This is a genomic window from Flagellimonas spongiicola, assembly GCF_023502425.1.
GTDB lineage: Bacteria > Bacteroidota > Bacteroidia > Flavobacteriales > Flavobacteriaceae > Flagellimonas > Flagellimonas spongiicola.
On record NZ_JAMFMA010000001.1, the window covers coordinates 1011266 to 1033290 of the forward strand.

At 41.0% G+C, this 22025-nt stretch carries 20 protein-coding genes; 6 read left to right on the forward strand and 14 right to left on the reverse strand.

The features are described from left to right. Positions 1 to 101 precede the first annotated feature (101 nt). The 6 genes from M3P19_RS04735 to M3P19_RS04760 all read right to left on the reverse strand — a co-directional run bounded on the left by M3P19_RS04735 (position 102) and on the right by M3P19_RS04760 (position 6926). Positions 102 to 1040 (reverse strand): LuxR C-terminal-related transcriptional regulator, encoded by a 939-nt coding sequence (locus M3P19_RS04735; RefSeq protein WP_249656479.1) that lies wholly within the window; start codon positions 1038 to 1040, stop codon positions 102 to 104. A gap of 86 nt (positions 1041 to 1126) precedes the next feature. Beyond that, positions 1127 to 1519, reverse strand: coding sequence for a lipocalin family protein (locus tag M3P19_RS04740; protein WP_249656480.1), 393 nt, complete (start codon positions 1517 to 1519; stop codon positions 1127 to 1129). A gap of 75 nt (positions 1520 to 1594) precedes the next feature. Continuing rightward, positions 1595 to 2386, reverse strand: coding sequence for a nucleotidyltransferase domain-containing protein (locus M3P19_RS04745; RefSeq protein WP_249656481.1), 792 nt, complete (start codon positions 2384 to 2386; stop codon positions 1595 to 1597). A 93-nt stretch (positions 2387 to 2479) separates the two neighbouring features. Beyond that, the gene (locus M3P19_RS04750; RefSeq protein WP_249656482.1) at positions 2480 to 3442 is read right to left on the reverse strand and encodes a glycoside hydrolase family 43 protein; all 963 of its coding nucleotides are present in this window, start codon (positions 3440 to 3442) and stop codon (positions 2480 to 2482) included. Next, positions 3443 to 4945 carry a S10 family peptidase gene (locus M3P19_RS04755; RefSeq protein ID WP_249656483.1) on the reverse strand — a complete coding sequence of 501 codons (1503 nt, stop codon included), beginning with the start codon at positions 4943 to 4945 and terminating at the stop codon, positions 3443 to 3445. It lies immediately after the preceding gene. Between the two features lie 94 nt (positions 4946 to 5039). Next, the gene (locus M3P19_RS04760) at positions 5040 to 6926 is read right to left on the reverse strand and encodes a tetratricopeptide repeat protein (RefSeq protein WP_249656484.1); all 1887 of its coding nucleotides are present in this window, start codon (positions 6924 to 6926) and stop codon (positions 5040 to 5042) included. A gap of 309 nt (positions 6927 to 7235) precedes the next feature. On the opposite strand from M3P19_RS04760, the gene M3P19_RS04765 reads away from it, so the two are divergent. Then, a complete protein-coding gene (locus M3P19_RS04765) occupies positions 7236 to 8849 on the forward strand; it encodes a thiol-activated cytolysin family protein (protein ID WP_249656485.1) in 1614 nt (537 codons plus the stop codon). A gap of 59 nt (positions 8850 to 8908) precedes the next feature. Here M3P19_RS04765 and M3P19_RS04770 read toward each other — a convergent pair whose 3' ends face one another. From M3P19_RS04770 to M3P19_RS04780, 3 genes are read right to left on the reverse strand one after another with little or no spacing between them, the layout of a single operon-like run. Then, positions 8909 to 11080 (reverse strand): endonuclease MutS2, encoded by a 2172-nt coding sequence (locus M3P19_RS04770; RefSeq protein ID WP_249656486.1) that lies wholly within the window; start codon positions 11078 to 11080, stop codon positions 8909 to 8911. Positions 11081 to 11133: 53 nt separating this feature from the next. After that, a complete protein-coding gene (locus tag M3P19_RS04775; RefSeq protein WP_249656487.1) occupies positions 11134 to 11736 on the reverse strand; it encodes a short chain dehydrogenase in 603 nt (200 codons plus the stop codon). Positions 11737 to 11760: 24 nt separating this feature from the next. Continuing rightward, a complete protein-coding gene (locus M3P19_RS04780; RefSeq protein ID WP_249656488.1) occupies positions 11761 to 13266 on the reverse strand; it encodes a YfcC family protein in 1506 nt (501 codons plus the stop codon). Between the two features lie 67 nt (positions 13267 to 13333). Here M3P19_RS04780 and M3P19_RS04785 point away from each other — a divergent pair, with 67 nt between their 5' ends. After that, positions 13334 to 13999 carry a uracil-DNA glycosylase gene (locus M3P19_RS04785; protein ID WP_249656489.1) on the forward strand — a complete coding sequence of 222 codons (666 nt, stop codon included), beginning with the start codon at positions 13334 to 13336 and terminating at the stop codon, positions 13997 to 13999. Between the two features lie 86 nt (positions 14000 to 14085). Beyond that, positions 14086 to 14490: a response regulator gene (locus M3P19_RS04790; protein WP_249656490.1), complete on the forward strand. Its 405-nt coding sequence runs from the start codon at positions 14086 to 14088 to the stop codon at positions 14488 to 14490. Here M3P19_RS04790 and M3P19_RS04795 read toward each other — a convergent pair. The 5 genes from M3P19_RS04795 to M3P19_RS04815 form a co-directional block, all read right to left on the reverse strand. Continuing rightward, the gene (locus M3P19_RS04795) at positions 14487 to 15341 is read right to left on the reverse strand and encodes a substrate-binding domain-containing protein (protein ID WP_249656491.1); all 855 of its coding nucleotides are present in this window, start codon (positions 15339 to 15341) and stop codon (positions 14487 to 14489) included. The genes M3P19_RS04790 and M3P19_RS04795 overlap by 4 nt on opposite strands. A 53-nt stretch (positions 15342 to 15394) precedes the next feature. Then, positions 15395 to 16261, reverse strand: a complete 867-nt coding sequence (locus M3P19_RS04800; RefSeq protein ID WP_249656492.1) for a nucleoside phosphorylase — start codon at positions 16259 to 16261, stop codon at positions 15395 to 15397. A 3-nt stretch (positions 16262 to 16264) separates the two neighbouring features. After that, positions 16265 to 17197: a DUF1835 domain-containing protein gene (locus M3P19_RS04805; RefSeq protein WP_249656493.1), complete on the reverse strand. Its 933-nt coding sequence runs from the start codon at positions 17195 to 17197 to the stop codon at positions 16265 to 16267. A gap of 145 nt (positions 17198 to 17342) precedes the next feature. Further along, a complete protein-coding gene (locus M3P19_RS04810) occupies positions 17343 to 17675 on the reverse strand; it encodes a translation initiation factor (protein ID WP_249656494.1) in 333 nt (110 codons plus the stop codon). Between the two features lie 2 nt (positions 17676 to 17677). Further along, the gene (locus tag M3P19_RS04815; RefSeq protein WP_249656495.1) at positions 17678 to 18628 is read right to left on the reverse strand and encodes an isopenicillin N synthase family dioxygenase; all 951 of its coding nucleotides are present in this window, start codon (positions 18626 to 18628) and stop codon (positions 17678 to 17680) included. Between the two features lie 111 nt (positions 18629 to 18739). On the opposite strand from M3P19_RS04815, the gene M3P19_RS04820 reads away from it, so the two are divergent. The 3 genes from M3P19_RS04820 to M3P19_RS04830 all read left to right on the forward strand — a co-directional run bounded on the left by M3P19_RS04820 (position 18740) and on the right by M3P19_RS04830 (position 21991). Next, positions 18740 to 20716, forward strand: a complete 1977-nt coding sequence (locus M3P19_RS04820) for an alpha-ketoacid dehydrogenase subunit alpha/beta (RefSeq protein ID WP_249656496.1) — start codon at positions 18740 to 18742, stop codon at positions 20714 to 20716. Between the two features lie 89 nt (positions 20717 to 20805). Continuing rightward, on the forward strand, positions 20806 to 21291 hold the full coding sequence (locus M3P19_RS04825) for a lipocalin family protein (RefSeq protein ID WP_249656497.1): 486 nt from the start codon (positions 20806 to 20808) through the stop codon (positions 21289 to 21291). Positions 21292 to 21295: 4 nt separating this feature from the next. Further along, positions 21296 to 21991, forward strand: coding sequence for a YiaD family glycine zipper/OmpA-like lipoprotein (locus M3P19_RS04830; RefSeq protein WP_249656498.1), 696 nt, complete (start codon positions 21296 to 21298; stop codon positions 21989 to 21991). Positions 21992 to 22025: the final 34 nt, after the last annotated feature.

A 22025-nucleotide genomic window follows, 5' to 3' on the forward strand; every position in this document is an offset into this window, starting at 1 on the left:
TTTATGTTATGACAAAGTTGCAACACAGGCCCACGCCATAAAACGAACTTAGGTACAGAAGATGACCTGTACTAAAGTACAGGTGATGAAGGCAAAGTGATCTAAGAATTCAGCAAGCCCCGTTTCAAGGCGATGTCCACCGCTTCGGTACGGGTCTTTGCGTTGAGCTTGGATAGGATGGAGGTTACATGGAACTTCACCGTGCGTTCGGTGATATAGAGTTGTTCTCCAATCGTATTGTTGGTTCGCCCATTTTTGATGCGTTGAAGCACTTCCAATTCCCTTTTGGTCAGGGGCGTATTGGGATATTGCAGTTCCTTGGTTACCGTGCCAGTGGTTTCTTGTTTTTTGGTTTCAGCAGTAAGCTGTGAAAGTTGTTTTTGTACGTCCTTTGCTTTCTGAAGCGCGCTTTTTACTGCTGCATCTTCGGATTTTGAGGAATTCAATAAACTTACCAGACTTTCCAATTGAGGTTGCAGTACCTCGTCCATAACACGGGCCATGGTGGATTTAGACGGGCTGTTTGAAGGTTGATAGGATTGGTTCAAGCGCGTGCGATGGATGGCAGTTCCCACCAATTCACTGATCGTATTCAACAAGGTCAATTCCTTTTCCTGAAGCTCTCGGGTTTCCTTGCTCAACAGATTCATGAGTCCCACTTTCTGCTGGTTGCTAAAAATGGGGATCACGGCATGGAATTTCAATCCCTTGGTTCCAGTGTTGATATCCTTTAAGCGCGAACAGGTGATTTCGCTAATGTTCATGGCCTCATCAATATCATCATCCAAATATTGTTTGATGCAATAGCACCAACCGGATAATCGCTCCGGATGATTGCTCAAGGCAGGGGGAAGGTTATAGGAGGCCGCCAAATAGACCGAAGACTGGTCCGGTTCCGTAAGCCAAATCCAACCTGTTTCCAACCCCAGGATTTCCGCGGTTTTTTCTAGGGATTTATGCAAGGCCGAATGCAAGGAAAACTCCTTGTTCAGATGACTGGCAATCTCATACAGCTGTAAAAAGTAGTTGGTATCGTCCATTCAAAAGCATTGGTCGCTACAAACGAAGTTCCTCGATTTTTATGGAATACGCAAACCAGCCGTGGTCCCAAATGGGTTTGGAAGAATTAGTTCAGCTTTTGGTAGCGCTGGGAATACCCTTCGTTGGAGATAAAATGCAACACCAAAAACCGGCCTTGAAACTCAAAATCGATTTGTTGGACTGTAGGATTTTCGCAATCCGTGAAAATGATATGGTTATCAATATCATAGCTCCCAGAACTGATGATTTCGGGGGAATTGGGTTCGCAAAGCGAGGTATTGGTAGTTACGGTACCATCCGCACGGAATTCAATGATCTTTTCACTTTCCACGGAACGAAACGAACCACTCCCATCACCAGGGTCGGCCAAGATCTGAACCAACTGCCAATTGCCCACCAAATCAGAATCGTCCACTGCATCGGTACTACAGGCGGATAGGGCAACAATTACAAAAACAAGAAGGGCTAACTTTTTCATAGGTTGATTTTTTGGTAAGACGTTTATTGGGAATTTGGTTGCGTGGTACTAGCTTACCAAAGGTCATTTTGTGATTTATACATCTTCCAATGGGGTAGTGCCATCCATCCAGCTCCATTCCACCTTTTCCATAAACCACATATACGCCTGGTGGTCCGTGACACCCCAATCGTGGTAGTTTCTAAGGTTTTGGAAAAACGTATTGGCATTTTCGGCATTGGGCGTTTGAAGTAGGGTGTCCATTTGTGTTAGAAACCCTTCGGGTTTGTTTGGACACTTTTCCAGATAGTGCAGAAACCATTTATGGTAAGGGTAGAGCACCTTGTTGTGGGCCAAAATCAACCTTCCGGCAAATAAGGCCAATTGGTTGGCGGCCCGGGTTTTGGTATAACGGTTGTCATGCCTATTGGCTTCACCCATCAACCAATTTTGGATAAAGGCCATGGCGTAGAAAGCGCGCATCCGTTCTTGCAGCCCAATTTCTGGATAGCTGCGAATTTTTTGCATGAGCTGATCCAGGTCATCCCGGTGCGAAAATGCCAAAAAGGCACCATCAAATGCTGCACGGGAAGGTTCATTGCCCTTTAGGGCAACAGCTTCCAGATAATCCAAATTGATGATTTTTCCATCCACAAAACCACTGGGATAATCACATAGGTCGGTGCGGTTGATAAAGAGATCTTCTTTTGCCTTACAGTCTTGATAGGCTTCGGCTGTGGCCACGATCATAAAATCCACATCGGAATCCTCACGCGCACAGCCTTTGGCCACCGAACCGCCTATGATCAAGGCCAAAAAGCGAGGGTCATTTTCGTATTCCACGCGCAACCGTTCAATAGCACGTTGGTGGTGCTCCCTAATTTTCATAGCAATACCTTTTAAGTTTGGTTTCCTTGAAGTTCGGGCAATTCCATGACAAAGTCAAATAACAGTCTTAGGGTAAGTAACTAGCGGCTATGGTTATTTTGGAAACTGTTGTTGAATCGCTTCCACAATGCCTTTGTTCACTTTAAAAACGGTCCCATGCCTGGTTCCTTCAGGAAACTGGATGCTATCGGAAATATCCGTCCAATCGGTGAGATCTGTGGAACTTATAGCACCCATTTTTCCTTGTGTATATTGGTCAAAGTAGATGATCCAAGCATCATTGACTTTGCAGATGGTTGGACCTTCTACCCAATTATGACTGATAGGTTCGGTCGCTTTGCTCCATGGACCCAGTACATGGTCACTTTTAGCGATTTTGATGTTCTTTTCTGCATTTGGCAATAAGGTTTCATCTTTTAGAAACATCCAATAACTGCCTTCGTGTTGTAAGAGGGTGGCATCAATCACATTGAAACCTTGGTCAAAAAGCACCGTTGTTGGACTGAATTCCTGAAAATCCGAAGTAATGGTAGCATACATTCGGTGATTGTATCCATTATCCCCCAGACTATCCGTTTCGGGGTATCGGCCCGGTATGGTTGAAGCCCATAGAATTACATAGTTTGAGATGGCTTCGTCATAAAAGAGCTCTGGTGCCCAGGCATTTCGGGCATCTGCCTCGTGGTGCATCACGGGAATATACCGCTGTTCCGACCAATGGATCAAATCTTCAGAATTGGAATACCCAATACCGCGTTCATTCCAACTCACGGTCCAAACCATATGGAATTTTCCATCAGGACCTTTAATGATACAGGGGTCTCGCATCAATTTATCACCTCCAACCGATGGGGTAAGGAAGGACCTGTTATTTCCAAGTGCCTCCCAATGCATTCCATCTTCACTATAGGCTAAATGCAATCCATCTTCTCCGTTTCCTTGGAAAAAAGAAAACAAATAGACTTCAGCTTCTTTTTCAGCACAATTGACCAAAGTAATAGCCAAAAATGCAATAAGAAGCTTTCTCACCAAGGTATTTACCTTTGGTACTGCCACTTAATTGGAAGTCTGGTCGATAAACTCATCCACATCCTTCTTGAACTTAGCCATGGAAGGAATATGAGTGTACATCATATGCCCGGCTTCATAATACTTCATGATGATGTTCTTCTTCAACTCTGGATCAAGCCCCATATGATTGATGGAACGTTCCACACCGTAAAAGACGGTCGCCAAGTCATAATAGCCGTTTAGGATCAGGATTTTCAAATCAGGATTTCGTTTCATGGCGGAAGTCATGTCAGGCAATGTCGTGGTAACTACCTGCATATTCCAAATGACGTTACCGGCATGTTTCCAATCCCAAGCAAAACCTTCGCGTGTACTGGCACTGGTGGTATAGGTCAAATCTTTTCTAACCTTTAGATCGTTGTAAAGATAATCCTTGAATGCGGCGATGTAGGGAGGGGAAATGGCATCGCTTTGCGGGTCGGTCAGCGAAAACTGGGAGAGTAAATCTTCATTGATACCTGTAAACCTTGAGTCCAAACGACCTACCGTAAGTCCCTTATCCCTAAGTAGTTCCTGAAAATACTCGCCATTGGTCACCCTAAGATCTGCCTTAAGGTAAAAGTCTTGGCTTAGACCGGAATAATCGGCCAGTTTTTGTGCGACTGCATTTTTTTCCGCAGTACTCAATTGGTCTCCTTTTAATAAGGCCGGGGCATATTCGTTTTGTGTAAAGGCACGGACTTCATCCAAGAAGGTTTCCAAACTTTCACCTTTGTTTTTTACTTTGTTATGGTACCATGCTGTTGCCGCATAGGTGGGATAATGCACCAAATAGGCCACATCGTCGCCCGGACCGAACAAGAGGTGTTGCAAATCGAAAATTGCCGATACCATAATCACACCGTTCATGGCAATGCCCTTGTCTTGTAGGTGTTTTACCAATCCAGCGTTCCTAAACGTTCCGTAGCTCTCACCCAGTAAATACTTTGGGGAATTCATTTTGTTGGCCCTGATGATAAATTGTTCAATAAACAGCCCAATACTTCGAATATCTTGGTCCACGCCCCAGAAGTCCTTCCATTTGGCGTCGCCAATAGGCTTACTAAATCCAACACCCACAGGATCGATCATGACCAAATCTGCCTTGTCCAAAATGGAAAATTCGTTGTTCACTACTTTGTAGGGAGCAGGTTTGGTATAGGCCGGGTCATTGATTTCGATTCGTTTTGGACCTAAAACCCCAAAATGCAACCAAAAGGATGCCGATAATGGTCCGCCGTTAAAAGCAAAAACAATTGGACGGTCTTTTGCGCCATTGGTTTTGCGATAATGGGTAAACCCGAATAGGGCAATGGGTTTGTCGTTTTCATCACGTAGCTGCACCGTTCCGGTTTCAGCTGCCAAGGTGATGGTTCTTCCATTGATGGTCACTGATTGGGTGGATGTGAAGATTTCACCCTCGGGAATTTCTTTTGCGGCCGCTTTTTCTTGGGCCATAGCTTGAAATGTGAGTAATACGAAGACTAGGAGGTAAGCCAGTTTTTTCATCGGTCTGAATGTGTTTTGAGTTGAATTCTAGTAGCGTTTTCAAAATAAGGCTAAAAATCGACTTGGTCGAATTCTACTTATAAAAATATGGAGGTTACAAAGTGTTTAGAAAACTGGTAAGGTCGGTTTCCTTATCCAGGCCCAATTTCTTCTTGAGGCGGTATTTTGATTTGAGAATACTATCGGGCAAAACATTTAAAGTGGCTGCGATTTCCTTGGTGGTCAGGTTCATTCTTAGAAATGCTGCTAATCTGACTTCTTTTTCCGAAATATCTGGGTAAAGGGTTTTGAGCTTTTGGTCAAAGTCGTTATGCACTTCGGAGAAATAGGATTTGAACACTTCCCAATCTTTATCGGAGGCATTCTGTTTTTTGAGCAGCATCACAATGCGTCGGAATTCCACTTTGAACTTTTCCGGGGAGTTTTTTAGGTTTTCCAGATTTTCTTTAAGCTCCTGGATAAAGGTGTTTTTCTGAACTAGGTGTAAGGTTTGACTGGTGAGCTCTTTTTTCTTATGCTCGATTTCTTGTTTATAGATTTCTTCCTGCTTTTCGCGTGCTATTCGATTCTTTTTAATGCGTTGTCGATACCCAAAAACGGAAAGTCCAAACAAGGCTAGGGCAGAGGCCATACCTCCTGCATAGAGTCCTTTGCGCAAATTGCTGATCTCCACCTCTTGGTTCAGTGTCTCAATCTCTTTTTCTTGAAGAGCAATTTCGGCTTCTTTTTTTTCGGTTTCGTAGATGGTGGTCAATTCTTCAATTTGTTGCAGCTTTTTTTCACTATAGATTGAGTCATTTACCGTTATTAGGTTTTCATAGTCATTAGAGGCCAATAAGTAGTTGCCAAGTTTTGAATGATTTTTGGCTCTAAGGCTCAGAGCAGTTTTTAATTGGTCTTTGGCTCCAATACTGTCCGCCAATGTGACGGATTTGTCTAAATATGAAATGGCCTTTTGATATTTTTGTTGCTTCAAATTTACTTCACCCTTCTGATTAAGACCTTCAACAATTTTAAGCTTCAAATTTAAATCGTTGGCGATCGCTAGACTTTTGTCACCCAGTTTTTCAGCCTCAACATAATTTTCTTGTGCAATTCTAACCTTCCCTAACGCTCCGAGTGATGAACATTCAATCCATTTAGCATCGACTTCCCTTGCCAGTTCAATTGCTTGAATCAAATTTTCCTCAGCCATCTCAAAATCATCCAGATAATAATAATTGTTGCCTAAATCATTGTAAGCCTGAGCTAACCACCAAGTTTCATTTAGATCCTCATAGATTTCAAGAGCTCTCAAATTGTAATTGATACTTTCTTTATGATTTTTATTAAAAAATTCTACGTATCCCATATTGTATAAGGAGTTGGCATAATGAAGACCATCATCTACTTTTTCTAATATTCTTAAACAATTCAATGCGTTTTGCAATGCAAGTTTGTAGTTGCCTTTAGATACGTAAACTTTGCTTTTCGTCTCATAGGAAATACCTAGTCCTATAGAATCGTTTAGTTTATTTTTAAACAACAGGATGCTCTTATCTAGAATTCCAATGGCCTTGTCATAATTTCCGTTTTCATATTCTATGATTGAATAGTTTCTGAGGGTGGTTGCCATCAAAAAATGATCATCGATTTGGTTGAATATTTGCATTGCTTTGTCAAATCTAGATCTAGTAGAATCCATATTTTCGAGAAAGTAGTATGCCATACCAGTATGCAAATATCCTTTACCAGTTCCTTGTTGGTAATCTACATTTTGCGATAGCTCAAGTTCTTTTTGAGCATATTCCAAAGCTTTTTTCCAGTCCACATACATGTATTGATCAAACAGCTTATGTAATGTTTTTATCTTCAGGGTATCTTGTTGATGACTTTCAAAAGCATTCAATAAGCTATCAACTTTTTCTTGACCCTGTAGCTGCCCAGAGACATACACTGGGATAAAAAGAATGCCCAGCAATAGAGATTGTAGTTTTTTCATGAGAGGTTGATTACACCTCCAAGATACCTATTAAATCTCTTGCTCTAACATGCCTTATTCCGCCTCTAATAGGGTTTGTCCATGCGAAGTCCATACTCATACAAGTTGCAGGGTGGGTCAATAAAATCCATAAAGCATTGATTTTATTGCTGTTGAAGGATTTTTGGCTTACTGCCTAAATTACCCTTGTCCATGTGTGACTTGAGGTCAATCCCACGATGTTGTCCATACTTTGTCCATGCCCAAAATTAGGGATGGGCGTTTTTCTCCTCTAGGTTTGGAGTGTTGAATCCTAAAAACCAAAAAGTTATGAAAGCAAAACACCAAACCTTAAGCATATTTATGATCATGCTGATATGCGTATCATTATTAGGTGTAATTTCTTGCGGTAGCGAAATTGAGCCCGTAGAACCACCAGTTGAAACCGGTGGAGGAGAAAATCCTGAGACTGAGACTCCGGAAGAGGAAACATCCGAACCAGAAAACAATCCAGATCTTGATGCAATCAATGAGGCGATAGCCAACTTGAGCTATGATCCCGAACAAATCTTAAATGTTCAAAGCACAACCGGTACAGTGCCGACCAATGACCGAACAAATAAAAATACCGATTTGGGTTGGACTACAGAATGCAGGACTATTGACTATAACATCCGCTCCAATTTTGAGGACGTAGTGGTCTTTGATCCAACCATAGGTGTAATTTATCCCGGAGCTTTGGTTGTTGTAAATGGAGAACTATTGAATGGAGCTCCATTGCCCTTGCAAGTTTCCAAGGCGCCAACAAATCTTAGGGTGGATTTACCAGGGATAGGCGACGGAGGTAATATCACAGTTGATAACCCTACCTTTCAGAATACCCAAGCGAGTATTGATGAGGCACTGGAATATTGGAATGCGCAAATCCAACCCCAGGGATATGAAATAGATGCGGACACGTATTTTGAAAAAACTACCGCATATAGCCGGGAACAAATGAGCCTTGATCTGGGTGTAAGTGCGGAATGGTCCAAGGGGTCATCTTTTGAATCACAATTTGACTACACCAAGACCACAGAGAAAAGAGTAGCAACCTTATTGTATAGACAGGTTTTTTATGATGTGGTTATGGAAACCCCAGAAAGTCCTGCGGCCGTTTTTGGTAATGATGTAGATCTGGTAACGACACAGCCCATTCTTTCTAATGAAAATCCACCGGCCTATGTTAGTTCAGTCCAGTATGGAAGAATTATAATGATGCGTATGGAAACAACGGATACCGAAACCGATGTAAACCTAGAAGCAGTTTTGGAATATAAAACTGCTAAAAAAGGCGCTACTGTTGAAATCAATGCCGAATATGAGAAAATCATCAAAGAATCAACCATCAACGTGGTGACTATCGGTGGAAACGCACAAGTCGCCACTGAAGTAATCACTGGAAGTGAAATAGAAGAAGGCAAAGGAGGTCTTAACTATGTTATTTCAGAAGGAGCACTTTACAGTCGTGATAACCCCGGCGCACCAATTGGTTATACTGTTAAGTATTTAAAGGATAATAGAATTGCGAAAATGGGGTACAATACCGACTATCGCGTTGAAAAATGCACCACATTTGAGTATATCCATAAGAATGCGAAGCTTAGAAAAGAGATTTTAGTTGATGTACGATTCCGATTCTCTTATAAAGTAAAGGGCACGCAGACGGTAAAAGAGACCGAATGGGAAAAAGTGGATAAACAGAACATATTCTTTAGCATGGCCCCACCCAAGGGTGCACATGATGTCAAGATTCAATTCCAGTACTGGGATTTGGTCTGGAGGACCCTTGGAGAAACAACCCTTGGATATTTGGATAAGGAATACTGTTATGAGGCCTATTGTTCTAAACGCGTTTTAGGTGTTTGTACGCAGTACACCTTCCGGAGTGCAAGCTGTAACTAACAACAGAGAATCTAAGCAGCTGGCCGCTCAGGTTGGGTTCAACGACCTGATGCCGGCTGTTACTTTTTTGCCTCGACCAATTCCAATTGATCTACACTTACATTCGTGGTAAACATGCCGTAGTTGACTACGGCTTTGTTTTTTTCCAAAGTGTCTATGCTGCCGACGGCTTTGCCATCTTGTAAACGTACGCGGTCACCTACTTTGAATACTGGTCTCGGCTTGTTCTTTTCTTTTTGTATTGCCTTTTTCTTTTCAACCTTCTTCTCCTGTCTTACCTTGACAATTTTCTTTTCCAATTCCTGTGCCACCTGTTTTTTCTGGGCTTGTTTTGCTTTGGCTTGTTTTGCAGTCGTCTTTTTACGTTTGCTGTTTTCTGTTTCAACAATACGCAGCAGTTCTGAAATCAGTGGTCTTTTCTTGTTGTCAATAAAATAACGCTCAGCAGCCGAGTTGACCTTATCGCCCAATTGGATCATCCGCTGGTTATGGTCGTAGAGCTCCTGATAGTTCTCCAATTTCGACTTGATTTTGGCATTCAGTTTTTCTAAGCGTTCGGCTTCATCCCTTGCTTTGATTTCCTCTTCCTGAAGTCTTGAACCTGTTTGAGCCATCTTACTGCGTTCTTTCTGTAATTTGGCTATGGTTGCATCAAAACGGACTTTTCCCCGTTCAATTTTCTTTTTGGCCTTGTTGATCAGTCCGTAGGGTATGCCGTTCTTTTGTGCAACTTCAAATGTGAATGAACTACCAGCCTCACCCATAATCAACTGAAAGGTAGGTTCCAAGGTCTTGGAATTGAACATCATATTGGCATTGGTGGCATGTGGCAGCTCATTGGCCAAGGCTTTAAGATTGGCATAGTGCGTGGTAATCACCCCATAAGCTTCCCGTTCGTAGAATACTTCCAAGAAGGCCTCTGCCAAGGCACCACCCAATTCGGGATCACTTCCGGTACCGAATTCGTCAATAAGAAATAAGGTTTTGGCGTTGCACCGCTTTAAAAACTGATTCATGTTTTTTAGACGATAACTATACGTACTAAGATGGTTTTCTATGGATTGATTGTCACCTATATCGGTTAATATCTTATCAAAAAAACACACTGAACTTCGCTCGTGAACCGGAATCAAAAGACCCGATTGTAACATCACCTGTAATAAGCCAATAGTCTTTAAGGTGATGCTTTTACCACCTGCATTGGGTCCAGAAATCACAATGATCCGATTCTCTTGTCCTAATTCAATGGTCTGCGGCCAAGTTTTTTCTCTTTTGGCTTTGTTGGATAAGTATAACAAGGGGTGGTAAGCATCTCTCAAGAACAACGCCCTTTCTTCATTGATCTCAGGTAACAACCCGTCCATTTCTGATGCATATTTTGCCTTTGCAGCAGTAATGTCAATATGCGATAAGTAGGATTGATAGCTGCTTAGCAATTCACGATTTGGCCGTAATTCATTGGTCAACCGATTCAGGATACGTTGAATTTCTTCCTTTTCTTCAATTTCCAGATTATTCAACTCCCGGGAATAGGTCAATGTAGTTTCAGGAACAATGTAAACGATGCTTCCCGTTTTGGAAGTACCCATTACCGTACCTTTCACTTTCTTGCGATGCATGGCCTTAACGGCCAGCACCCTTCTGTTCTCAACCACTGATTCACGGATTTCATCCAAAAAATCCAATCCTTGATATCGGCCAAGTGCCGCACCAAAACTTTGGTTGATCTTGGCACGCACTTCATTGATTTGATAACGAATTGCCTGTAAGTCACTTGAAGCAGAATCGCGAATTTCCCCAAATTTGTCGATTACAACATCTACAGCTGAAGGTATTTCCGTGTTCACTTCAAACTTGCTTATAAACGCTTGTAAAAGAGGATAGTACTCCTTGAATTTCTTGAAAAATTTATGGTGTAGCTCTACGGTCTTGCATATACTGGCCACCTTCCGGAAACCTGAAATCTCCAGTGTGGTGTTCTCTATGCCCAATAGCTTCAATTCATTGTTGATTTGATCAAAGCCATGATTGGGTATCCGGTTGTCATTGGAAAATGATGCTAGGTATTCAGATGTTTGTCCAAGAACGGCCAACAAATATTCCTTTTCAGTATAAGGACTTATCTCCAAGGCATCCGCTTTTCCCAATTCTGTGTTACAGCGCAGGGCAATCTGTTCGAGCACCGTGGGGAACTCTAAATCTTGAAGTGTTTTGGTATGGATTTTTTGCATTTTCCGTTTCTAGCCAGGCAAAGATAGGGGATTAGGGATGGTCTTAGTGTCCTTTAGTTATAAATGCGAATGATTTGGCCATTTGCCTTACCCTTAACACTTTTAACGTAGGCATTCACTGCTTTTTCCATGGAAATAGGGGTATGTCCGGGAAAGTAATCCTTGTACTTCTCATAGGCATCTATCACCAACCCTAGAGAAACCACGTTTAAACGAATCTGATTTTGCATTTCCAATGCCACCGCCTGCACAAAACTATGGATGCCGCCATTTACCATCGCGGCGCTGGCAGTTTTAAGGACAGGGTCATCCGCCAGAATACCAGTTGATAAAGTAATCGAACCCCCTTCTGTTAAATGATGTTGACCTATGCGTGCCAGATTGACTTGCCCCATAAGCTTGCTTCGAATACCGATATAGTAATCATCTTCGGTCAAATTTTCAAAATCGTCCCATTTGGCTTCACCAGCTATACATAAAATGGCATCTACTTTACCTGTGGTAGCAAACAAGTTTTCTATAGATTCCGTATTGGCAATATCAACCTGCAGCGTACCAGATTTTCGCCCCGCAATGAGTACTTCATCTGAATTGGAAAAGTGTTTTGAAACTTTATTACCTATAGTTCCATTACCCCCTATGATTAGAATTTTCATATCTCTCTTTTGTTGTCGAAATTATTAAAAATAAACACCAATGGTAAGGATTGTCATAGATAAAATAGCAAGTAGCAATACCAACGGCATTACAAATTTCAACCATTTGTTATAACCCACATTTACTATGGCCAAAGAGGCCAAAAGAATACCTGTTGGATTGATGATTTTAAATAGGCCAACGCCATATTGATATGCACTCACCATAATTTCGCGACCTATTCCAAATCCATCTGATAAAGGCGCCATAATCGGCATGGTCAATACCGCCATTCCAGAGGAGGAGGGGATAAAAAATGTAAGTCCAGTATATAAAAGATATGCCACATTGATAAACAATCCCTTAGGCATAGCTGCCGTCAATTCCGAAGCGTAAAACAAAAGTGTATCGCTTACTTGTCCATCTTCCATAAGTACTGTAACACCTCTGGCAATACCGATAATAAAAGCAACACTCAATAAATCTTTGGCTCCATTCATAAAGGCGTCAACAAACTTCTTTTCATTCATTCGAGTAAGAACCCCTATAAGTAGAGCTGCGGTAAGAAATACAGCTGTCATCTCAATAAATTGCCATCCCAAACGGGAGACTCCATAGACCATAATAACAAAAGCTAATGCGAATACTACTAATACCAACTTGAGTTTGAAATCTAATTTGGCCATAGTTGAAGAATCTGCCATAGGAAACAAGCTACGGATTTCCTCGTACTGATCATAAATGATGGATTTGGTGGCATCTTTTTGAATTTTTTGTGCATATCGAATGATATAAATAATACATAAGGTCAAGCCTAATCCTAGCATGATTAATCTACCTGTTAATCCTTCCGTCCAATTTATACCTGCTGCATCGGATGCAATCATTGTGGAAAAAGGATTGATAGTTGAAGCTAAAGTGCCAATGGATGACCCTATGTAAATACTGCCAACGCAAACCAATGCATCGTATTTGGCTGCCAGAAATATGGGGATTAGTATAGGGTAAAATGCTATGGTTTCTTCTTCCAAGCCAAAGGTGGTGCCTCCCAAAGCGATTAAGGACGTTACAAGAATAATTAGAATGAACTCTTTACCCTTTAATTTGTCCGACAACCAGGCAATGCCAGCTTCAAACGCCTTACTTTCATTAATAATACTAATAAGGCCACCGATGATAAGCACCAATAAAATAATTTCAGCAGAATCCATGATTCCTCGCAGTGGTGCTTTTATAAAGCCTACAAAACCTTGTGGATTTCCCTCCAATTTTTGATAAGTTCCTGGAATACTAATAGGTTTGGAAATGGCACCTTGTTTGAATTTTTCAATACCGATCTTAATATCCAGTTCATCCAAAGTGGATTGGGTGGCAGGTAGCTCTAGTTGTTTGGTTTCATTTGATTGTACAAGTGTATCGTTGTCAGGATCATAGCTCAACCGATCATATTGGCCGGCGGGAATTATCCAGGTAAGCAATGCAACAAAAGCTGCGATAATGAATAGTACGGTATGCGCGGTTGGAAACTTGACATTTTTTAAGCTGGCCATATATGAAGGTTCTTTTGGTATATGGAAAGATATTATTTTTAGTTTTATCCGCAGAAAATCCTAAGCGATGAATGTTGACATAGATCCAAGTTGGGCTAAAAAACTACAAGAGGAATTTGACCAGCCCTATTTTAAACAATTGGTCCAATTTGTAAAGCAAGAATATAAAAGCAATACTTGTTACCCAAAGGGTAAGGATATATTTGCGGCTTTTGACCATTCTCCATTCTACGAAACCAAGGTTGTTATTATAGGTCAAGACCCCTATCATGGTCCTGGGCAGGCTAATGGATTATGCTTTTCGGTGAGTGATGGTATTCCCCATCCACCATCATTGGTCAATATTTTTAAGGAAATCAAAACCGATATGGAGAAACCGTACCCAGATAGCGGTAATCTGGAGCGTTGGGCACAACAAGGAGTCTTATTGCTCAATGCAACACTAACAGTCCGCGCACATCAGGCAGGTAGTCATCAAAAAAAAGGCTGGGAGCAATTTACGGATGCGGTCATCAAAACAATCTCCCAGGAGCATGAAGGCATCGTTTTTTTACTGTGGGGAGGTTTTGCCAAAAAGAAGATTTCACTAATAGACCGGACCAAACATCATGTACTCACATCCGGACATCCATCGCCTTTGAGTGCCAATAGAGGGTTATGGTTTGGGAATCAGCATTTTAGTAAAACCAATGAGCTGTTGGCAAAAATGGGAAAACCGTTAATAAGTTGGTGAATTACTTTTGAAAGTAAATTCTTATCAGATTTTGGAAATTCTTACGTTTGTCTTAGTAAGTAACCCCCATACGAAAATTCTGATACGTGCGCAGATTAAAATCGGTTCTACTTGTTGACGATGACGAGACCACCAATTTTCTGAATAGATTTTTTTTGAAGCAAGTGAATAGCGAACTTACTGTCTACACGGCAGAAAATGGTAAGGAGGCTATTAATATGTTGAAAGAAGGTCTAACAGAAGATGAGCTTCCCTGTTTGATAATTTTAGACACCAACATGCCTGTAATGAACGGATGGGAATTTCTGGATAGTTATGACCAAAAGTTTGAGCAGACTTTTAAGGAAAAGGTAGTAATAGTGATGCTGACTGCTTTGGATGTTGAAGAAAGTACTCGCCTAGCTATGGCAAATCCCAATGTTCGTGATACTGCTCAAAAGCCTTTATCGGATATTACATTTAAGGCCTTGATTAAAAAACACTTCTCTTAATCAACTTGGTGCAAAAAAGTTGTGTTGGGCTTGATTTCGTCCAACAAACCCAACTGGTGCAGTTGTTCTTGGACGGTGTTGAGTGTTTCTGGTGAAAGCTGGGATTGCCCCCAGTTAGTTAGCGAAAGCCATTCTTGGATGTCTTCCAATTTTTGATGGTAACGGTTTGCTAACGTTCGGTCAATACTTGGAATTTTCTTGAACTCTTGTGTATAAACATTGATGATTTCAAGAATATGCTTGAGCAAGCCTGGTTGTTCAGTAATGAAGCTATTTGTGGCGGCAATCACAAAACAAGGCCATGGCGTAGGACAATTGCCCAAGTGCTTGAAAGTTCCTTCATCGACCAATGGTTTTGTTGTAAAACGTTCCCACATGAAATAGGCATCAGTACTTGATTTCAAATACGAAACTGCACCGTCCAAGTTATCTATGATTTTGAATTGAAGTGAATTTGTATCCCAGCCTTGTTGCTGTGCATGAACATAAGCCATCAAATGGCTACCGCTACCCATTCGACTAACGGCCACGGTATCTTCTTTTAATTCTGCAACTGAGGATTTAGTGCTGGAGCTGTTAACGTGTATGCCCCATAAAAGGGGAGAGGATACATATTCCTGAACAATCTTCACAGGATTCCCTTGGGAGATGCTTTTTACCAATCCTTCGGTTAAAATGATACCCATATCCGCTTTTCCTTCCTGCAATAGTTGGGTCATCCTGCCTGTTCCTTCAGGTACATCGGTCCATATCAATTCGATGCCCCGTTCGGCAAAAGCACCATCTTCCAAAGCAAGATGCCAAGGCAGGTTGAAATGTTCAGGTACACCTATTATTTTAACTTGTTTCATGTGTTGACTTCTAGAATGTTCTATCAAAAGAAAAATGTGAATTCCAAACGGTATCAGGTTATTTTTTTAAGCACATACTGGATGAGCGTATCCACTGTTTTGTTTGGCGTATTGGAAAATTGACCTGTTGCTCGGTTTGCAAGAATTGCATTTAATGAAATAGCACGATGTCCATGTAACTTGGCAAGTCCATAGATACCGGCAGTTTCCATTTCCAAGTTGGTAATACGGGTTTCCTGAAAGGCAAAAGCAGCTAATTTTTCATTAAAGTCACTTATTTTAGGCTTAAGACGAATGCTTCGTCCTTGTGGTCCGTAAAACCCAGAATTAGTGGCAGTTATGCCATATCGTATATGATTCCCGTGTAATTTCCCTGCTAAATTTTCATCAAAATCAAAAGCATAGGCGGTAATGTTATGCTTCGACCAATCCAGATAGTCGTTCAATGTGGATTCCAACAAATGATTCCGACCTTGTCCAGAACCATAGAAATGCAATAAACCTTCAAATCCTATGGCAGCCGAGCTTAGTAAAAAGGAGTCAACAGGGATATCTGCTTGGATTGTTCCTGATGTACCAATCCGTATAAAATCCAATTGTGTAAGCTTACTTTTTACTTCCCTTTTTTGAAAATCTACATTTACCAGCGCATCAAGTTCATTGAATACTATATCAATATTATCGGTGCCTATGCCTGTGGAAATCACCGTCAATCGTTTTCCATTTAGTGTTCCTGTATGAGCAAGAAATTCCCGCTTTCCTTTTTGAACCTCTATACGGTCAAAATACTTGGAAACGCTTTTAACACGATCGGGATCACCCACAGTGATAATGGTCTGGGCTATATCCTCCGGTAATAGGTTTAGATGGTAAATACTGCCATCAGGATTCAGAATCAGTTCTGAGTGGCCTAATGCCATTTGTTACAATTTTAGAATACGGTCTGTACCTGAATTATATAAGAAGTTATACTTTAAAGAACCACCTAAATACAATTGATTATCACGTATTTGTGAATAATAATTTGCCCTACTGTTTAGTACATCTTTACCCATTTTGGATAATCGAACAGGGTTGAAACTACTGAACAATGGTTTTAAGGATGATATGATTCGGCTATGTTGTGTATCCCCAAATCCGTAAAAGCCTTGATTGCTTAGCATATGGCCTAAAAGCTCTCTCTTGGATTTAGGCTTATGTTCTAAGGAAGCTGCAAGTACTTGATTCTCCAATTCGTTCAAACCGTTCTTAATCGTAGGGAAACGTCGTAAATGGGCTTTTAGAGCATCTGACAGATACTCAAATTGGAAATTGTTGTGCGCGATGAGGTTTTCTAATCTAATCGGGTTGTCACTGCAATACAATTGCCATACATAATCAGCGAATTCTATATCATCTTGGGAAAGTACGGTCCTGTTGTCATAAAGTTCAAGTAATTTTTCATCACTTAGTTCGCTAAGGCCGTATAATTTGTCGGTTTCATCTTCTTTGCCACTGCAGATCAAAGAAATTTCTGCATGTCTGCGGTGTGTTTTAAGCCAACTGAGTACAGCAAGCATGTTTATTTGACAGAATAGGTCGTACTCGAACCAAAGCACAATTTGATCTTGCTGCTTGTGGTTGCAAAGGGAACGATACTCCTTTAGGGTCTTTTCAACAAACCAAGATTTACTGACTTTGTAATTCTTGTTCAAAAATTCAAAACGTGTTTTCCAGAAAGACTCACTACCTACTGCACAAAGAGTTTTGCCCTCGCAAAGCATTTCCCTCCATGTAATAATGTCCCCCTTAAGCTTGAGTGTTTGAAGTTTTGATGTGAAAGAGTCCCCGTTGGTAATATGCAACAGTGATTTCATTTTCAACTTAGTTTTCGTCGGTTAGGAACTTTAAATGTAATATTTAAACCATGAACTCAAAAACTTTTTTTACAAAACCTTTTCCCTAAGACGGTAATTTTAACATGAATACCAGCTGGATAATCAAGTAGTTAGCTATTTGTGCTTAGCCTCCAACACGCTTAACCTTAAATCCATTCTTTGTGAGAAACTCCATGATCTTATCCCTGTAATCCCCCTGGATAATAATGATTTCATTCTTGTAACTACCTCCAACCCCAAGCCAAGTCTTTAAATCCTTGGTCAATTGTTTAAAATCGGAATCAGCGCCATTGTATCCTTCCAAGATGGTAATCGGTTTACCCTTTCTTTTTTCGTATTTGCAAAGAATGGGTTCTTGCTGCAACCAATATTTTGGCTTGTTGCCTTGGTCAGGAGTCTCGCTTTCTTCACTTACATGATCCGGAAAAAGATGCTTAAGTTGATCTTGTAAATCCATGGTTACTTTTTGACCAATCCCAATTCAATTAAACGCTCATGAAGGTATTCTCCGGCCGTGATATCCTCAAATGCTTTTGGATTGGCCTCATCTATGCAATGTTCCAAACAATTAAGAGGCATTTCGCTTTTTGGGTGCATAAAGAATGGGATGGAGTATCGCGAAGAACCCCAAAGCTCCTTTGGAGGGTTTACAACTTGATGGATTGTTGATTTAAGTTTCTTATTGCTTAATCTAGAAAGCATATCGCCAACATTGATCATCAATTGGTCGGGCCTGGCAATAGCATCAACCCAGTCACCTTCGTGATTTTGTACCTGAAGTCCTTTACCATGTGCTCCCATTAACAAAGTAATCAAGTTAATATCACCATGGGCCGCAGCACGGACCGCATTTTTTGGTTCTTGAGTTATCGGGGGATAATGGATAGGGCGGAGAATGGAGTTTCCGTTTTTAATCCATTCGTCAAAGTATTTTTCTTCCAATCCCAAATGAAGTGCTAGAGCGCGCAGCACATATCTTGCGGTTTTCTCCAGCATTTGATAGGTTTCCTTACCGGTTTCATTAAAGCTTGGTAGTTCCTTTACATCAACATTTGCCGGATATTCAGCTTCTAACTTCTCGTCTCCAACTACATATTGTCCAAAATGCCAGAATTCTTTAAGGTCGCCTTCTTTCTTGCCTTTAGCATGTTCTTTACCAAAGGACGTATATCCACGTTGGCCACCTATACCTTCAATTTCATAACTATCCTTAACCTCCTGTGGTAGCAGGAAAAATTCTTTAATATCCGAATATAAACGGTCTACCAATTCATCGGACAGGAAATGACCACTAAGTGCCACAAATCCAATATCCTCGAAGGCAGCACCTATTTCGGTTACAAATTTCTGTTTTCTTGAAGGATCTCCGGAAACGAAATCCGATAAATCTACACTAGGGATTGCACTCATGACATCTTGTTTTAAGTACTTCAAAAGTACGGAATATTGCCAACAGTATTGTCAACACTGTATGTCATCGCAACCATTTTCACTACATTTAGCCTGACTGAAAATGAACTTATGAGATACCATATTGGTGATTTGAACCCAGAAGAATTACTGGACCTATATCGGGCCATGCTGAAGCCCAGAATGATAGAAGAAAAGATGTTGGTTTTACTGCGACAAGGGAAAATCTCAAAATGGTTCAGCGGTATCGGGCAAGAAGCAATATCCGTAGGTGTAACCCAGGCACTTAGGGAGGAAGAATATATTCTGCCGATGCATCGAAATTTAGGGGTGTTCACTACTAGGAATGTCCCATTAAACCGATTGTTCTCGCAATGGCAAGGTAAAAAAAGCGGATTTACCCAAGGAAGGGACCGTAGCTTTCATTTTGGCACCCAAGAGCACAGGATTGTAGGCATGATTTCGCATTTAGGTCCCCAGCTAGGTGTGGCGGATGGAATCGCGCTAGCGGATTTGCTTCGGAGAAAACGAAGGGTAACGGCTGTATTTACTGGAGAAGGAGCTACAAGTGAGGGTGATTTTCATGAAGCATTAAATGTAGCCTCAGTATGGAACCTTCCAGTTCTTTTCTGTATTGAAAACAATGGCTATGGATTATCCACGCCTACGAAGGAGCAATACAACTGCAAGGATTTAGTGGATCGCGCAAAAGGATATGGAATGGAATCGAGGATTATTGATGGAAACAATATCCTGGAGGTGTATACCAAAGTAAATGAATTGTGTAATGCAATGCGCAAAAGACCGCGACCTATTTTATTGGAGTTTAAAACCTTCCGTATGCGAGGGCACGAAGAAGCAAGCGGCACTAAATATGTTCCCGAAAAATTAATGAAGAAATGGGCGAAAAAAGACCCAATAGCCAATTATGAAGAATTCCTTTTGGAAAAAGGAATTCTCACGGAAGCTATCATTGATGGCTATAAGAATGAGATTTCTACGGAAATCAATTCCAATTTAAAACTTGCATTTGATGAACCAGCGATTGATTCTAATGAAACTAAAGAATTAAATGAGGTTTATCAAAAATTTGATTATGAGTATTTTGAAAAATCAGAAGATGTAGAAAATATACGATTGGTTGATGCTGTTTCCCAAGGATTGGAGCAATCCATGGAACGTTATAACGAATTAATTATAATGGGGCAGGATATTGCAGACTACGGCGGTGTCTTTAAGATTACTGAGGGATTTACAGCCAAATTTGGAAGAAGTCGGGTACGAAACACACCTATATGCGAATCGGCCATTGTATCTGCTGCTATGGGCTTATCCATTAATGGAATGAAAGCGGTTGTGGAAATGCAATTTGCTGATTTTGTGAGTTCTGGTTTCAATCCTATAGTGAACTATTTGGCCAAAGTGCATTACCGCTGGGGGCAAAATGCCGACGTTGTAATACGGATGCCCTGTGGTGCTGGGGTGGGAGCGGGACCATTCCATTCCCAAACTAACGAAGCTTGGTTTACAAAGACACCTGGGTTAAAGGTGGTTTACCCTGCATTCCCGGACGATGCAAAAGGATTGTTAACAACTGCCATAAATGAACCAAATCCAGTTCTGGTCTTTGAACATAAAGGATTGTATCGAAGTGTATATGGTGACGTGCCTAAAAACTATTACACCATACCTTTTGGAGAAGCCAATTTACTGCGAAGTGGTGAATCTCTTTCCATTGTCACCTATGGTGCAGCTGTTCACTGGGCACTGGAAATATTGGATAAACATCCTGAAATTGATGCAGATGTCTTAGATTTGCGTACACTTCAACCTCTTGACGTCGAGTCCGTTTTCCGAACGGTCAAAAAGACGGGCAAATTGATCATAGTACAAGAAGACACATTGTTTGGTGGTATCGCAAGCGATATTTCTGCAATGGTGATGGAAAACTGTTTTGAATTTTTGGATGCCCCTGTTCAACGGGTAGCAAGTTTGGAAACTCCTGTCCCGTTCGCAAAGAACTTAGAGGCCAAATACCTACCTAAACAACGATTTGAAGCAGCATTATTGGAATTATATGCCTACTAGTCATATATGGTTTTAACTTTTTTTTAACTACTTAAAAGAGTCAATATGGTGTCTCAACCGTATATACTCAGAATTAAACTCCTAATCTTATGGTAAAAAAATCATTAATTTTTGTTGCAGTGATGGGATTAATGCTCTCATCATGCTCCGTTTCCAAGTCCGCAAGGACACAGCGTAATCTTTTCAGTGGTTCCTGGACATTGGACAATATCAGATACGAGAACAACACAGGAAACTTTAAATCCACCATTTTTAACGATGCTGAAGATATTTGCTTTGAAGGAAGCGATTGGTTTTTTAGAGACAACAACAGCACCGGTAGGTACACCATTTCCCAAAGTACACTTTGTAGTGGGGGAGACCGTTTTTTTAGATGGTCTGTGGTTGAACCATCTCAAAACTATAGCAGTCAATTACAATTCAAGTTTATCGATTCAAACCGAAAGGACATTTCTGGAGGCGTAGGTTATCGCTTGAATATTGCCAGTTTGTCAGAACAAGCTATGGTTTTGAAATCCAACGTTTCCGTAGATGGCGAATTGGTTACAATTGTTTATGAATTCTCAAAAAAATAATAAGATGAAAAAGAAAATATATAAAAGCACTGCAATGGTGTTGGCCTTAGGACTAGTGCTAAGTTGCAACACCGTAAAAAATGCCAACAACACCCAAAAAGGAGCTGCAATAGGGGCTGCCGGTGGAGCGGTAATTGGTGGTATCATAGGTAACAATGTGGGTAAAAAAGGAAATACGGCCCTTGGAGCTATTATTGGCGCCGTAGTTGGCGGTGCTGCTGGTGGTTATATTGGAAATCGAATGGACCGGCAGGCAGAGCGCATTGAGGAGGAAATTCCTGGTGCGGAAGTGAAACGTGTAGGTGAGGGCATCAATGTAACTTTTAATGAAGATGCTGGTGTTTATTTCGACACCAATAAATCGGATGTAAAAGGAACTTCCGCAACTACGCTGGATAAACTGGCTGGAATTTTCAAGGAATATCCTAAGTCAATCATTTTGGTGGAAGGTCACACGGATAGTGCAGGAAGTGATGAATACAACCTAAACCTTTCTAAGCAACGCGCTGAGTCAGTGACAAAATATTTAGTAAGCCAAGGTATTTCCTCTGGCAGGTTCACGACCAAATGGTATGGTGAGGCACAACCTAGGGAAAGTAATGAGACGGCAGAAGGTAAAGCGAAAAACAGACGTGTAGAGCTAGCAATTATGGCTTCTGATGAGCTTAAAGAAGAAGCCCAGCAAAATACTAAGAACTAAAATTCTTTGAATTTCAATAGATAAACCCGGCCAT

Coding starts and splice junctions, on each gene's coding strand:
- M3P19_RS04740 (WP_249656480.1), bottom strand. CDS start 1,519: ATGAAAAAGTTAGCCCTTCTTGTTTTTGTAATTGTTGCCCTATCCGCC.
- M3P19_RS04755 (WP_249656483.1), bottom strand. CDS start 4,945: ATGAAAAAACTGGCTTACCTCCTAGTCTTCGTATTACTCACATTTCAA.
- M3P19_RS04780 (WP_249656488.1), bottom strand. CDS start 13,266: ATGGCCAGCTTAAAAAATGTCAAGTTTCCAACCGCGCATACCGTACTA.
- M3P19_RS04770 (WP_249656486.1), bottom strand. CDS start 11,080: ATGCAAAAAATCCATACCAAAACACTTCAAGATTTAGAGTTCCCCACG.
- M3P19_RS04810 (WP_249656494.1), bottom strand. CDS start 17,675: ATGGATTTACAAGATCAACTTAAGCATCTTTTTCCGGATCATGTAAGT.
- M3P19_RS04825 (WP_249656497.1), top strand. CDS start 20,806: ATGGTAAAAAAATCATTAATTTTTGTTGCAGTGATGGGATTAATGCTC.
- M3P19_RS04745 (WP_249656481.1), bottom strand. CDS start 2,386: ATGAAAATTAGGGAGCACCACCAACGTGCTATTGAACGGTTGCGCGTG.
- M3P19_RS04795 (WP_249656491.1), bottom strand. CDS start 15,341: ATGAAACAAGTTAAAATAATAGGTGTACCTGAACATTTCAACCTGCCT.
- M3P19_RS04815 (WP_249656495.1), bottom strand. CDS start 18,628: ATGAGTGCAATCCCTAGTGTAGATTTATCGGATTTCGTTTCCGGAGAT.
- M3P19_RS04800 (WP_249656492.1), bottom strand. CDS start 16,261: ATGGCATTAGGCCACTCAGAACTGATTCTGAATCCTGATGGCAGTATT.
- M3P19_RS04735 (WP_249656479.1), bottom strand. CDS start 1,040: ATGGACGATACCAACTACTTTTTACAGCTGTATGAGATTGCCAGTCAT.
- M3P19_RS04760 (WP_249656484.1), bottom strand. CDS start 6,926: ATGAAAAAACTACAATCTCTATTGCTGGGCATTCTTTTTATCCCAGTG.
- M3P19_RS04805 (WP_249656493.1), bottom strand. CDS start 17,197: ATGAAATCACTGTTGCATATTACCAACGGGGACTCTTTCACATCAAAA.
- M3P19_RS04830 (WP_249656498.1), top strand. CDS start 21,296: ATGAAAAAGAAAATATATAAAAGCACTGCAATGGTGTTGGCCTTAGGA.
- M3P19_RS04820 (WP_249656496.1), top strand. CDS start 18,740: ATGAGATACCATATTGGTGATTTGAACCCAGAAGAATTACTGGACCTA.
- M3P19_RS04765 (WP_249656485.1), top strand. CDS start 7,236: ATGAAAGCAAAACACCAAACCTTAAGCATATTTATGATCATGCTGATA.
- M3P19_RS04785 (WP_249656489.1), top strand. CDS start 13,334: ATGAATGTTGACATAGATCCAAGTTGGGCTAAAAAACTACAAGAGGAA.
- M3P19_RS04775 (WP_249656487.1), bottom strand. CDS start 11,736: ATGAAAATTCTAATCATAGGGGGTAATGGAACTATAGGTAATAAAGTT.